This is a genomic window from Georgenia sp. Z2081 (assembly GCF_055326445.1).
The window spans coordinates 744,979-758,341 of sequence record NZ_JBUZNK010000001.1 but is presented as its reverse complement, the minus strand read 5'-3'; the positions used below and the strand labels follow the sequence as shown (position 1 = coordinate 758,341).

The 13,363-nt window shown below is 75.3% G+C and carries 11 protein-coding genes and 1 pseudogene; 3 read left to right on the top strand and 9 right to left on the bottom strand.

All coding sequences use genetic code 11. The features are described from left to right. Window positions 1–167 precede the first annotated feature (167 nt). From ACZLKG_RS03585 to ACZLKG_RS03545, 9 genes are all read right to left on the bottom strand, one after another. A complete protein-coding gene (locus tag ACZLKG_RS03585; protein WP_463647990.1) occupies window positions 168–638 on the bottom strand; it encodes a DUF3180 domain-containing protein in 471 nt (156 codons plus the stop codon). Further along, window positions 635–1,537: a 2-amino-4-hydroxy-6-hydroxymethyldihydropteridine diphosphokinase gene (gene folK / locus ACZLKG_RS03580; RefSeq protein WP_463647989.1), complete on the bottom strand. Its 903-nt coding sequence runs from the start codon at window positions 1,535–1,537 to the stop codon at window positions 635–637. The genes ACZLKG_RS03585 and folK overlap by 4 nt, the downstream gene beginning before the upstream one ends. Window positions 1,538–1,650: 113 nt before the next feature. After that, complete coding sequence (gene folP / locus ACZLKG_RS03575; protein ID WP_463647988.1) at window positions 1,651–2,538, bottom strand: dihydropteroate synthase; 888 nt, start codon at window positions 2,536–2,538, stop codon at window positions 1,651–1,653. Between the two features lie 5 nt (window positions 2,539–2,543). Beyond that, complete coding sequence (gene folE / locus ACZLKG_RS03570) at window positions 2,544–3,140, bottom strand: GTP cyclohydrolase I FolE (protein WP_425707919.1); 597 nt, start codon at window positions 3,138–3,140, stop codon at window positions 2,544–2,546. A 122-nt stretch (window positions 3,141–3,262) separates the two neighbouring features. Beyond that, on the bottom strand, window positions 3,263–5,389 hold the full coding sequence (ftsH, locus tag ACZLKG_RS03565) for an ATP-dependent zinc metalloprotease FtsH (RefSeq protein ID WP_425707782.1): 2,127 nt from the start codon (window positions 5,387–5,389) through the stop codon (window positions 3,263–3,265). Window positions 5,390–5,581: 192 nt separating this feature from the next. Next, window positions 5,582–6,136, bottom strand: coding sequence for a hypoxanthine phosphoribosyltransferase (gene hpt, locus ACZLKG_RS03560; RefSeq protein WP_463647987.1), 555 nt, complete (start codon window positions 6,134–6,136; stop codon window positions 5,582–5,584). A gap of 19 nt (window positions 6,137–6,155) precedes the next feature. Beyond that, on the bottom strand, window positions 6,156–7,298 hold the full coding sequence (gene tilS, locus ACZLKG_RS03555) for a tRNA lysidine(34) synthetase TilS (protein WP_463647986.1): 1,143 nt from the start codon (window positions 7,296–7,298) through the stop codon (window positions 6,156–6,158). Next, complete coding sequence (locus ACZLKG_RS03550) at window positions 7,295–8,335, bottom strand: zinc-dependent metalloprotease (RefSeq protein ID WP_425707779.1); 1,041 nt, start codon at window positions 8,333–8,335, stop codon at window positions 7,295–7,297. The genes tilS and ACZLKG_RS03550 overlap by 4 nt, the downstream gene beginning before the upstream one ends. A gap of 130 nt (window positions 8,336–8,465) precedes the next feature. Continuing rightward, window positions 8,466–9,866, bottom strand: a complete 1,401-nt coding sequence (locus ACZLKG_RS03545; RefSeq protein WP_463647985.1) for a D-alanyl-D-alanine carboxypeptidase/D-alanyl-D-alanine-endopeptidase — start codon at window positions 9,864–9,866, stop codon at window positions 8,466–8,468. A gap of 166 nt (window positions 9,867–10,032) precedes the next feature. On the opposite strand from ACZLKG_RS03545, the pseudogene ACZLKG_RS03540 reads away from it, so the two are divergent. The 3 genes and pseudogenes from ACZLKG_RS03540 to metX all read left to right on the top strand — a co-directional run. Beyond that, window positions 10,033–10,509 (top strand): annotated as a pseudogene (locus tag ACZLKG_RS03540) (inorganic diphosphatase); the annotation flags it as partial. 282 nt (window positions 10,510–10,791) lie between these two features. Next, window positions 10,792–12,117: a bifunctional o-acetylhomoserine/o-acetylserine sulfhydrylase gene (locus ACZLKG_RS03535; protein ID WP_463647984.1), complete on the top strand. Its 1,326-nt coding sequence runs from the start codon at window positions 10,792–10,794 to the stop codon at window positions 12,115–12,117. 1 nt (window position 12,118) lies between these two features. Continuing rightward, window positions 12,119–13,303, top strand: a complete 1,185-nt coding sequence (gene metX, locus ACZLKG_RS03530) for a homoserine O-acetyltransferase MetX (RefSeq protein WP_463647983.1) — start codon at window positions 12,119–12,121, stop codon at window positions 13,301–13,303. Window positions 13,304–13,363 lie beyond the last annotated feature (60 nt).

The following is a 13,363-nucleotide window of genomic DNA, read 5'->3' as shown; positions in this document are numbered from 1 at the left end:
CCGGACGCGGGACGCGGTCCACCGCCGGGCGGACGCGGCGCACAGGGGTCCACCCACCGACGGACCCTGGGGCGCGGGCGACGGTCCGTGGATCACCCCGGGGGCGGTCCGGCCGGGCCCGCCGGGCCCGCCGGCCCAGCCAGGTCCGCCGACCCGGTCGGGTCCGGCTAGGCCGGCTCGGGCCCGGAGGCCGGCGACCGCACGTCGGCGTCGTCCTCGGGCGGGATCGAGCACCAGTGCTCGACCACGAGGCCGACGACGACGAGCACCACCGCGGCCACGCCCGACGCGATCGACTCCCACAGGTGATCCGTGGCGAACGCCGCGTGCCGGTGGACGACCGCCACGATCGCCTGGGCGCCGAACCAGCCCGTGACCAGCGCCCCGCCCCAGGCCGAGGCCTGCGCGAGCGCGGCGACGCGCGCGGCGCCGATCGGGGTCATCGTCGTCCGCTCCCCCTCGACGAGGCGCCTGACACCGCGACCGGCGAACCAGAGCGCGACGGCGAGACCCAGGAGGATCACCGCGGTCAGCCAGGTGACCTCGACGTAGACGTCGGCGATGCCGAGCAGCGCCCACGACGCCGTCCCCGCGAGGATCGCGGCGCCCACGAGCCACGCGACCGACGTGCGCCTCACGGCGTCCACCCCTCGACGTCGCGCACGCCGTCCCGGTCCAGGGCGCGCTCCGCGAGGTCGGCCACGCGGCCCGCCCCCGCCAGCTCTGCGCCCGGGTCCGCGAGCGACCAGGGCACCAGGACGAACGCGCGGTGCGCCGCGCGCGGGTGCGGCAGCGTGAGCGCCGGGTCGTCGCTCACGACGTCCCCGACGGCGATGACGTCGACGTCCAGCGTGCGTGGCGCCCAGCGCTCGGTGCGCACGCGCCCGGCCGCCTCCTCGCACCACCGCGCGAGGGCGAGGACGCCGGAGGGGGCGAGCGTCGTCGTCGCCAGGACGACGGCGTTGACGTAGTCCGGCTGCGGCGCCTGCCCTGGAGCCAGCGCGGCCGCGGTGGTGACGAGAGGGGAGACGGCGGTGACGTGGAGGCCGCCCGCGTGGGCGAGCCGGTCGGCGGCGCGCCGCACCTGGTCGGCGGGCGCCGCCAGGTCCCCGGCCTGGTTGGCGCCGAGCGCGAGGACGACGCTGGTCGGTGCCGCGGGCACGGCGTGGAGGGCCCGGTCCGCGACGTCGTCGACGGCGCCGCGTTCCCGCCGGATGGTGAGCGTGACGTCGTCGACCTCGACGCCGACGGGCGCCTCCGGCTTGTGGATCGTCACCTCGACAGCGGCGGCACCGAGGTCGAGGACGGCCCGGGCGATGCGCTCGGCGAGGGTCTCGAGGAGGTCGACGGGCTCCCCGCCGAGGATGGCCCGTGCGGTGCGCGCGACCTCGCCGTAGGACAGGGTGTCGGCGACGTCGTCGCTCGCGGCCGCGGCGGCCGTCGGGATCTCGAAGGTGACGTCCGCGCCGAAGTGCTGTCCGTCGGCGCGCTCGTGCGCGTAGACGCCGTGGTGGGCGCGGGCGCGCAGGCCCGTCACGCTGATCCGCGCGGGCCCCGGCGCCGCCGGCCCGGCCAAACCTGGTCTGGGCACACCTGGGCCGGGCACACCTGGTCCGGGCGTCGCGGTCCCGGGCGCATCTGGGCCCGGGGTCATCGGGGCCGGTCCCGGTCGTACGGGGCGAGCTCGCCGGCGACGGCGACGGCGTCGGCGGACGGCCGGACGTCGTGCACCCGCACGGCCCACACGCCGCGCGCGGCCAGCAGGGCGGTCGTCGCTGCGGTGGCGGCGTCGCGGTCGGTGGCGTCGCCGGAGCGGTCGGCCCCGTCCGCGACGGCGCGGGCGAGGAACCGCTTGCGGCTCGTGCCCACCAGCAGCGGGTGGCCGAGCGCGGCGAGCTCCCCGAGCCGGGCGAGCACCTCCCAGGACTGGGCGGCCGTCTTGGCGAAGCCGAGGCCGGGGTCGAGCACGATCCTCTCCGGAGCCACGCCGGCGCCAAGGGCCGCCTCGCGCCGCTCGGCGAGCTCGGCGACGACGTCGGGCACGAGGTCGTCGTAGTCGGTCAGCTCCGTCATCGTGCCCGCCTCGCCCCGGCGGTGCTGGAGGACGACGACGGCGTCGGCCCGGGCGGCCACGTCGAGGATCCGCGGGTCGTGGACCCCGGCGGAGACGTCGTTGACGATCCGGGCGCCGGCGTCGAGGGCGGCCTGCGCGGTGGCCGAGTGGAGGGTGTCGACGCTGACGAGCACGCCGTGCGCGGCGAGGTCCCGGATCACGGGCTCGACCCGGCGGATCTCCTCGTCCGGGTCGACGGGCGTGGCACCGGGGCGGGTGGACTCTCCCCCGACGTCGACGAGGTCCGCGCCGCGGTCCACCATGGCGATCCCGTGCTCGACGGCGCGCCGCGGGTCGAGGTACGCGCCGCCGTCGGAGAAGGAGTCGGGCGTGACGTTGAGGACGCCCATGACCAGGGTGCGGCCGGACGGGACGGCGGCGGGCAGTCCGGCGGGTGCGCCGCGGTCGAGGTCGCCGGTGCGCACGGCGGCTACGAGCGGGCGCGCAGGAGGCTCATCGCCTCCGCGCGGGTCGCGGGGTTGCGCATCATGCCGCGCACGGCGGAGGTGACGGTGCGGGTGCCGGTGGCCCGGGCGCCGCGCATCGACATGCACATGTGCTCGGCCTCGACGACGACGAGCGCGCCGCGGGCGCCGAGCCGCTCGACGAGGGCGTCGGCGATCTGGCTGGTCAGGTGCTCCTGGACCTGCGGGCGGCGGGCGTAACCCTCGACCATGCGGGCCACCTTGGACAGTCCGGTGACGCGCCCGTCCTCTCCGGGGATGTAGCCGACGTGCGCCTTGCCGTGGAAGGGCAGGAGGTGGTGCTCGCACATCGAGTACAGCGGCACGTCGGCGACGATGACCATCTCCTGGTGGCCGAGGTCGAAGACGGCCTCGAGGTGGTCGGCCGGGTCCTCGCCCAGGCCGGCGAAGAGCTCGCCGAACGACCGCGCCACGCGGGCCGGGGTCTCCCGCAGCCCGTCGCGGTCGGGGTCCTCCCCCACCGCGACGAGCAGCGCGCGGACGGCCTGCTCGGCGGCGTCGACGTCGACCGGGCGGGAGCGCGGCGGACCGTCCTCGGGCACCGGCGTACGGCGGGTGCCGGCGGCGTCGACCGGGCGGGTGCCGGCGGCGTCGAACGGGCGGGTGCCGGCGGCGTCCGGACCGTCCGCCCCCGGAGCCGGCGCACCGCGCTCGTCCGGACCGGTCACGGCCGTGCCTCGGGCGCGGGCCCGCCGTGGGCGGACCCGTCCGGTGCGCCGCCGTCGTGGCCGGGATCCCCCGAGCCGAAGTCCGGGGAGGACGGCGGCGGCTGGGTGCCGAACAGGTCGCTCGTGTCCTCCGGCCGGAACCGCTCGTCGCCGGCCTGGGGCGGCTCGGCGGCGCGGCGGGCCTGCTCGTCGCGCGTGAGGACGGGGCGGCGCGCGAGGTCGGGCCGGTTGGCCGACGCGTACCAGAGCTCGCGCGGCTCGCGCTTGACCACCGGGGCGAAGATGCGGCGCAGGTCCGCCTCGTTGAGGGTCTCGCGGTCCATGAGCTCGACCACGAGGTCGTCGAGGACGTCGCGGTACTCGGAGAGGATCTCCCAGGCCTCCTGATGGGCGTCCATCATGAGCGCGCGCACCTCCTCGTCGACGACCCGGGCCACGTCGTCGGAGTACTCGCGCGAGCCACCCATGTCCCGGCCGAGGAAAGGCTCGCTGCTGCCCTCGCTCAGCTTGACCGGGCCGATCCGGGCCGACATGCCGAGCTCGGTGACCATCTGCTTGGCGGTCTTCGTCGCCTTCTCGATGTCGTTGCCCGCGCCCGTGGTCGGCTCGTGGAAGACGACCTCCTCGGCCACGCGGCCACCGAGCGCGTACACCAGCTGGTCGACGAGCTGGTTGCGCGAGCTCGAGTACCGGTCCTCGGTGGGCATGACCATCGTGTAGCCGAGCGCCTGGCCGCGGGGCAGGATCGTCACCTTCGTCACCGGGTCGGTGTAGCGCAGCGCGGCGGCCGTCAGCGCGTGACCGCCCTCGTGGTAGGCGGTGACCTTCTTGTCCTTGTCGTTCATCACCCGCGTGCGGCGCTGCGGGCCAGCGATCACCCGGTCGATGGCTTCGTCGAGCGCCCGGTTGTCGATGAGCTGCGCGCCGGATCGGGCGGTGAGCAGCGCCGACTCGTTGAGGACGTTCGCAAGGTCCGCACCCGAGAAGCCCGGGGTGCGGCGGGCGACGCCCTCGAGGTCGACGTCCGGCGTCATGGGCTTGCCCTTGGCGTGGACGCGCAGGATCTGGTGGCGGCCGGCCAGGTCGGGGGCCGCCACGGAGATCTGGCGGTCGAACCGGCCGGGGCGCAGCAGCGCGGGGTCGAGCACGTCGGGGCGGTTGGTGGCGGCGATGAGGATGACGTTCGTCGTCGAGTCGAACCCGTCCATCTCGACGAGGAGCTGGTTGAGGGTCTGCTCGCGCTCGTCGTGACCGCCGCCCATGCCGGCGCCGCGTTGGCGACCGACCGCGTCGATCTCGTCGACGAAGATGATCGCCGGGGTGTTCTGCTTGGCCTGCTCGAACAGGTTGCGCACGCGGGAGGCGCCGACGCCGACGAACATCTCGACGAACTCCGAGCCGGAGATCGAGTAGAAGGAGCCGCCCGCCTCGCCGGCGACGGCCCGGGCGAGGAGGGTCTTGCCGGTGCCGGGCGGGCCGTACAGGAGCACGCCCTTGGGGATCTTCGCGCCCACCGCCTGGAACTTGCTCGGCTCCTGGAGGAACTCCCGGATCTCCTGGAGCTCCTCGACCGCCTCGTCCACGCCCGCGACGTCGGCGAACGTCACGTCGGGGGTCTCCTTGTTGACCTTCTTCGCCGTCGACTTCCCGAAGCCCATGACCCCGCCGCCCTGCGAGCGGGACATCAGCCACCAGAACAGCCCGAGGATGAGGATCATCGGGAGCATGAGGCCGAGCAGCGACAGGAACGCGTTGCCCTGCGGCACCTCGACGTCGTAGCCCTGCACCGGGTCGGAGTCCTCGAGGAGGTCGGTGACCTGCCCGCCCTGGGCGTCGGCGTAGGCGAACTCGACCTGCGTGCCGTAGTTCTCGTTGTTGTCCGAGCCCTCGTCGCCGTTCGGTGCGACGAGGTCCTCGGTGAGCGTGAGCTCGACCCGCTGGGTGGTGTCGTTGACCCGGGCCTGCTCGACCGTGTCGCCGCGCAGGGTCTCCATGCCCAGCGAGGTGTCGATCGGCGAGACGCGACCGCCGCCGAAGAAGGGCACGAGGACGACGACGACCAGCAGGGCCCCGATCACCCACGGCCAGGGACTCCGCGCGATCTTCTTCCAGGATGTCTTCATGCCAGCCTCAGCCGCTCCGTCCGGTCGGCGCCCGCCCCGGGCGACCAGTCGAGGTTAACCGAGGGCGACACGCCGATGGTCCGGCGCCCGGTGCCGCTCCGCGCACGGCGAACGGCTCCCCCGGGCGTGGTGCCGCGCCGGGTGCGTCAGCGCGAGTGGACGGGCTCCGCGTCGGCGGGAGCGCCCCGTGCGTCAGCGCGAGTAGACGTGCTCCGCGAGGCGTCCGACGAACGGCAGGTTCCGGTACCGCTCCGCGTAGTCCAGCCCGTACCCGACGACGAACGCCGCCGGGATGTCGAAGCCCACGTATCGCACGTCGACGTCGACCTTCGCGGCCTCGGGCTTGCGCAGCAGCGTGGCGATCTCGACGGACGCGGCGCCGCGGGAGCGGAGGTTGCCCTGGAGCCACGACAGGGTGAGCCCGGAGTCGATGATGTCCTCGACGATGAGCACGTCGCGTCCCGTGAGGTCGGAGTCGAGGTCCTTGAGGATCCGCACGACGCCGGAGGACTTCGTCCCCGACCCGTACGAGGACACGGCCATCCAGTCCATCTCCAGCGGGGTGTGCAGCTCGCGCGAGAGGTCCGCCATCACCATGACCGCGCCGCGCAGGACCCCCACGAGCAGCACGCTGCGGCCCTGGTAGTCGCGGTCGATCTCGGCCGCCATCTCCGTCAGTCGCGCCGCGATCTGCTCCTCGGAGACGATCACCTCGGCGAGGTCGTCGCCCATGTCCGCTGCGTCCACGTCGCTCCTTGGTCCTTGGTCAGTCCGCCTGGTGCTCGCTCCGCGAGAGCATCAGCCTGCCACACGCGCGGCGGGCGACGACGCCCCCGGGCAGCATCGTGGGGCCCTGCCCGCCGTAGTCGCTGACGAGGGCGTCGAGCGCGGCGAGGTGGGCGGCCTTGACGTCACCCGGTCGCCAGCCCGCGCGCTCCCCCGCCGCCCGCAGCGCCCGGCTGCGCACGGCGGGGTGGGCGGCCGCGAGCGTGGCGACGTCGAGGACGAGCACGGGTGCATGGGCGTGCGGCGGGGCGCCGGCGTTGTTGGTCGGCCCGGCGTCGGCGCGGGCGTTCGGCGCGGCGTCGGCGCGGGCGTTCGGCGCGGCGTCGGCGCGGGCGTTCAGCGCCGCGTCGAGGAGGGCCTCGGCGTCGGCGCCCAGGGCGTCGTCGTCGCGCCGGGCCTGCTCGGCGGTGCGGGCGAGCGCGGGAACGGGGTCGACGCCGAGGGCGTCCGCGAGCGCCGGGAGCGCGCGGTCGCGGACGGCGGCGCGACGCAGGGCCGAGCCGTCGGCGGCGCGCCAGGGGCCGTCGGCGGCGTTCGTCGGGTCGTGGACGGGCACGAGGCCGAGCTCGTCGCACACGGCCACGGTCTGGGCCCGTCGTAGCCGGAGGAACGGGCGGCGGACCCCGTCCTCGGCGGCCCGCATGCCGGCGATCGACCGGGCGCCGGACCCGCGGGCGAGTCCGAGCAGGACCGTCTCGGCCTGGTCGTCCATCGTGTGCCCGGCGAGGAGGACGGCCGGCGGGTCGTCGGCGTGGGCGCGCAGTGCCGCCCACCTCGCGTCCCGGGCGCGAGCCTCCGGGCCGCCGGGCCCGGCACCGGCGTCGACCCGCACCGAGGTCGCGGGCAGGCCGATCGTGTCGAGGCGAGCGACGACGTCGCGGGCCTCGCTCGCCGATCCCTCGCGCAGTCCGTGATCCACGACCAGCGCGCGCGCGAGCCAGCCGGCCGCAGGCGCGAGGTGGGCCACCGTGACGGCGAGCGCGAGCGAGTCCGGCCCGCCCGAGCAGGCGACGAGCACGTGGGCGCCCGGGGGAAGGTCCGCGAGCGACTCGCGCACGGCCCGGCGCGCCGCGAGCGTCGCGGGCCCGGAGACCTTCGGGTGTCGGGGTGCCGGACGGGTCATGCGTGGACGCGGGTCACCCACGCCGGCGGGTCGAGGATCTCCTCGGGGGTCGGCAGACGGTCCGGTGCGGCCCAGACCGCGTTGAGCCCGTCGTGGCCGACGCGCTCGACGACCTGGTGGACGAACGACGCGCCGTTGCGGTACTGGGCGGTCTTCGCCCGCATCCCGAGCAGGGTGCGCAGGAGGAGGTCGACAGGGCCGGTGCCGTCGCGGCGCCGCTCGAAGGCACGGCGGATGCGGCGCACGCTCGGCAGGACGGCGGGCCCGACGGCGTCCATGACGACGTCGGCGTGCCCCTCGAGCAGGCTCATCACCGCGACGACCCGGCCGAGGGACTCGCGCTCCGCCGGCGTGAGCAGGGCGTCGACGAGCGGGCCGGCGACCTCCAGCGTGGGCGCCTCCGCCTCGTCCCGGTCGCGCAGGGCGCGTACCAGTGCGCCGAGCATGCCACCGAGGTCGCGGTCCTCGTCCTCGGCGAGCGCCGGGCCGACGGTGCCCCGGATCATCTCCGTGAGGTGGTCGGCGAGCCAGGGGGCGGCCGCGAACTGCACGGCGTGCGTCTGCTCGTGCAGCGCCACCCAGCGGCGGAAGTCGCGAGCGTCGAGGTCGAGCTCGCGCTCGAGCTTGAGCACGTTGGGGGCGACGAGCAGCAGGTGCGGAGCGGCCGGGCCGAACGGGTCGAACTGGCCGAGCACCTTGGTCGAGAGGTAGGCGAGCAGGGCACCGGCCTCCTCGCCGGCGAGCCGGGCACCGATGCGCCCGGCCGGGGGCAGGAGCCCGGTCGAGACGTGGCCGAGGAGTTCCGCGTTCACACGCGCCCAGCCCGGCCGGTCGACCACGCTGACGCGCTGGGCGGAGACCTGCCGGGCGGCGTCGCGCAGGCCGGTGAGTCGTCCCACGTGCTGCGGGGCCGCGGTCGCGGCCTCGCGCAGACCGGTGACCAGGGCGGTCAGCTCCTCGGGCGTGCCGCGCGGACCCGGGGGCGCGAGCCGGGCGGCGCGTCGGGCGGCGAGCCGGAGGTCGACGGGATCGGTCACGCGACCCACGGTAGCCGCGCGGCGCCCTCCGCCGCCGCCAGGGACGCCCCGGGGTGGCCGGGCACGGGGCGGGGCGGGCGGCTCAGCGCGTCCGGGCACGCGGCGGGATCGGTACCCGGCAGCCCGGACGCTAGGAGCAGCCGCAGGCGGCGAGCTCGGCGACGAACGTGTCCATCGACTGGCGCGCGGCCCACGCCCCGCCCTCGTCGAAGGAGTGCAGGACGACGGAGAAGGTGAGCAGCCGCTCGTCGGCGGTGAGCACGGTGCCGGTGAGCGAGACGGAGCGGACGAGCGTGCCCGTCTTGGCCTGCACCCGGCCGGCGGCCTCGCCGGCGAGACGGTCGGAGAGCGTGCCGTCGAGCCCGGAGGTCGGCAGGGACGGCGGGAGCCCGGCGAGGTCGGCGGCCGCGGGGTCGAGCCCGAGGGCGACCAGGTCGGTCAGCGCCGTCACGGTCGTGGAGTCCGTGATCGACAGTCCGGCGCCGTCGATCATCACGGTGCCGGTGGTGTCGACCCCGAGGGCTGCGACGGCGTCGACGACGGCCTGGCCGCCCGAGCTCGAGTCGCCCGGCATGCCTCCGGCGAGGGCCACCATCCGCGAGAGCACGTCGGCGATGGCGTTGTCGGAGTCCTGGAGCATCGTGCGGACGATCTGGTCGACCGGCGCGGACTCGGTCGTCGCGATCGCGGTGGCGTCGTCGGGGGCCGTCGCCCGCCCCTCGACGCTCGCCGTCACCCCGCGCTCGGTCAGCGCGTCGGCGAGCGTCTCGAGGGCGCCCATGGCGGGGTCGGCCGTGTAGGCACCGTCGACGGCCCCGGTGTTCACGGCGACCGTCGTCGCGGCCATGGTGAAGGTCCGGTCCCACCCGGTGACGTCGTCGGCGTAGGGATCGCCGGTGAACTGCGAGTCGTCGACGGCGAGGCGCACCTCGGTGGTGCCGGACGCCTCCAGCTCGGCCACCACCTGGTCGGCGAGGTCGGCGATCCCGGCGTGGCCGCGGGTCGCCGTGGGGTCGCCCTCGCCCTCGGCGAGCATCACGTCACCGCCGCCGACGAGGACGAGCAGGCCGTCGCCGGCGGGGACGACGCTCGTGGTGAACCGGGTCTGCGGGCCCAGCACGCTGAGCGCGGCGGCGCCCGTGAGGATCTTCGCGGAGGACGCCGTCTGCAGGGCGGCGGTCGGGTCGCGCTCGGCGAGCACCTCGCCGTCGGCGGAGTCGACGACGCGCACCGCCACCTCGCCCGGTCGGTCGGGGTCGTCCACGAGCCGCTGGACGACGGCCGAGACCCCCTCGGTGGTCGGTGCCGGGGCCGCGGGATCGAGGACGTCGACGGCGGCCGCCGCGGGGCGCGCACCCGGGAGCGCCACCCCCGGGTAGGGCTCGGCCGCGGGCGGGGCGGGCTCGTCGGTGAGAAGCCCCGGGACCGCGCCCTTGACGTCGAGGAGCACGTAGACGGCGAGCAGCACCACGGCGAGGCTGCCCGCGACCCAGACGACGGTGCTGCGTGCCGTGCTGCCGATTCGTGCCATGCCGTCCGTCCGCCGCCGTGCCCGTCGATAGGTGCCGTCCCCCGGCACGTCGGCGCACCGGGGGCGCCGCGTACGCCACACTAGGCGGTGCCAGGGTCCTCCGACCGAGGGCCGACCGTGGATCTTCGCCGCCCCGTGCGGCCCGACACCCGAGGAAGTGCTTGCTGTGGAGTTCGACGTCACCATCGAGATCCCCAAGGGGAACCGCAACAAGTACGAGGTGGACCACGAGACCGGCCGCATCCGGCTGGACCGCATGCTCTTCACCTCGACCCGCTACCCGGACGACTACGGGTTCATCGAGGGCACGCTCGGCGAGGACGGCGACCCGCTGGACGTCCTCGTCCTGCTGGAGGAGCCGACGTTCCCCGGGTGCCTGATCCGCGCCCGCGCCCTGGGCATGTTCCGCATGCGGGACGAGGCCGGCGGCGACGACAAGGTCATCGCCGTCCCCTCCGGCGACCAGCGGCAGTCGTGGCGCACGGAGATCGAGGACGTCTCGGAGTTCCACCGCCTGGAGATCCAGCACTTCTTCGAGGTCTACAAGGACCTCGAGCCCGGTAAGTCCGTGGAGGGCGCCCACTGGGTGGGGCGCGAGGAGACGGAGGAGGAGATCCGCGCGTCCTACCAGCGCGCGATCGACACCGGCTACTACGAGCACGGCGGTGCCGGCCACCAGCGCCACGGCGGCTCCGCGAGCCAGCCCGGCCCCGACGGCGAGCCGGACCTCGACGGCGACCGCGGCCACGCCAGCCCGATCGGCCCCGGCGACGCCCGCGCGATCCCCGTCGAGCCGCAGGACTGACGGGCGTCCACCTCCTGAGACGGCGCCGTGGCTCCCGTGCGCGGGGCTGCGGCGCAGTCGTAGTTTCGACCCCGTACCGGACCCCCGCGAACGCACGCCACGCCACTCCCGAGGAGCGACATGACCGACACGCCGACCCCCGCCCAGGGCTTCACCACGCGGCAGATCCACGCCGGCCAGGTGCCCGACCCGGCGACCGGCGCCCGCGCGCTGCCCATCTACCAGACGACCTCGTTCGTCTTCGACTCGGCGGACCACGCGGCGGCACGGTTCGCGCTCGCCGACCCGGGGCCGATCTACACGCGCATCACGAACCCCACGCAGGAGGTCGTCGAGAACCGGATCGCGGACCTCGAGGGCGGCGTCGCCGGCCTGCTCCTCGCGTCCGGGCAGGCGGCCGAGACCCTCGCGATCCTCTCGATCGCCGAGGCGGGCGACCACCTGGTCGCCTCCCCGTCGCTGTACGGCGGGACCTACAACCTCCTGCGGCACACGCTGCCCAAGTTCGGCGTGACCACGACCTTCGTCGAGGACCCCGACGACGCCGATTCCTGGCGGGCCGCCACCCAGGAGAACACCAAGCTGTTCTTCGGCGAGTCGATCCCCAACCCCAAGGGCGACGTCCTCGACATCGAGGCCGTCGCTGCCGTCGCGCACGACATCGGCGTGCCGCTCATCGTCGACAACACCATCGCCACGCCCTACCTGCTGCGGCCGATCGAGCACGGCGCGGACATCGTCGTGCACTCCGCGACCAAGTACCTCGGGGGCCACGGGACGACCGTCGCCGGCGCCATCGTCGACGGCGGCACGTTCGACTGGTCGCGGTACCCCGAGCGCTTCCCCGGGTTCAACACCCCCGACCCCTCCTACAACGGCCTGGTGTTCGCCGACCTCGGTGCGCCGGCCCTCGCGCTCAAGGCGCGCACCCAGCTCCTGCGCGACACCGGCCCCGCGGTCTCGCCGTTCAACGCGTTCCTCATCGGCCAGGGCATCGAGACCCTCTCCCTGCGCGTCGAGCGCCACGTGGAGAACACGCGCAAGGTCGCGGAGTTCCTCGAGGCGCGGGCCGACGTCGCGCGCGTGGCCTGGGCGGGGCTGCCGAGCTCGCCGTGGTACGAGCGCGCCCAGAAGTACACGCCCAAGGGCCCGGGCGCGGTGCTCGCGTTCGAGCTCGCGAGCGGCGGCAAGGAGGCCGGCATCGCGTTCGTCGACGCGCTGAAGCTGCACTCCAACGTCGCCAACATCGGCGACGTACGCTCGCTCGTCATCCACCCGGCGTCGACGACGCACTCCCAGCTGACCGACGACGAGCTCGCCGCCGCCGGGGCCTCGCCGACGCTCGTGCGCCTCGCCGTGGGCCTGGAGGACATCGACGACATCCTCGCCGACCTCGAGCTCGGCTTCGCGGCGGCCGCGACGGTCGCCGGCACGGAAGGCGCCTGACGTGGCGGGCGCCGGCCGCCGTCCCGGTCGCAGCTCCGTGCCGCGCACGCTCCCCGTCTCCGGCGGGTGGCTGGCCGGCCAGGACCTGGGTGACCGCAGGCAGACGCCGATCGGGGCCCTGCGCCTCGAGGTCGGCGGCCGGCTCCCGCACGCGACGATGGCCTACGAGACGTTCGGCGAGCTGAACGAGGACCGGTCCAACGCCGTCCTCGTGCTCCACGCCCTCACCGGCGACACGCACGTCACCTCGACGCACCCGGGCGACGACCCGGCCGGCCCCGGCTGGTGGTCCGAGATCGTCGGCCCTGGCCTGGCGATCGACACCGACCGCTACTTCGTGCTCGTCCCCAACGTCCTGGGCGGCTGTCAGGGCTCGACCGGACCGTCGTCGACGTCCCCGAACGGGATGCCGTGGGGCGCCCGCTTCCCCATCCTCACCGTCCGCGACCAGGTCGCCGCGGAGCTGCGGCTCGCCGACGCCCTGGGCATCAGCTCGTTCGCGCTCGTGGTCGGCGGCTCGGTCGGCGGGCAGCGCGCGATCGAGTGGGCGGTGACGGCCCCGGACCGCGTGGAGCGGGTGGCCGTGGTGGCGTCCAACGCGCGCACGTCCGCCGACCAGATCGCCTGGGCGCACAGCCAGATCGGCGCGATCGAGCTCGACCCGGGCTGGCGCGGCGGCGACTACTACGACGCGCCCGACGGCGAGGGGCCCGCCCGCGGCCTCGGCCTGGCCCGCCAGATCGCCCACACGACCTACCGCTCGGCGTTCGAGCTGGACGAGCGGTTCGGACGCCTCCCGCAGGGCGCGGAGGAGCCGCTCGACGGCGGACGGTTCGCCGTCCAGTCCTACCTCGACCACCACGCGGGCAAGCTCGCCGCGCGGTTCGACGCCGGCAGCTACGTGGCCCTGAGCCGGACGATGCTCACCCACGACATCGGGCGTGACCGCGGCGGCGTCGCCGAGGCGCTGGCCGGCGTGACGTCGCGGACCCTCGCCGTCGCCGTGAGCTCGGACCGTCTGTTCGACCCGGCCGACGCGCGGCGGATCGCGGACGGGGTGGCTGGGCCGTCCGACTACGTCGAGATCGACTCGCCCTACGGGCACGACGGCTTCCTCGTGGAGTCCGCGCAGGTGGGGGCGGCGCTCTCGCGATTCCTGTCCGACCGGGTCGACTCCTTCCACTGAGCCGACCGGGCGGAGCGGCCGCCCCGGGGCGCGCCGCCCCGTGTGCCGGTGCCACCATGG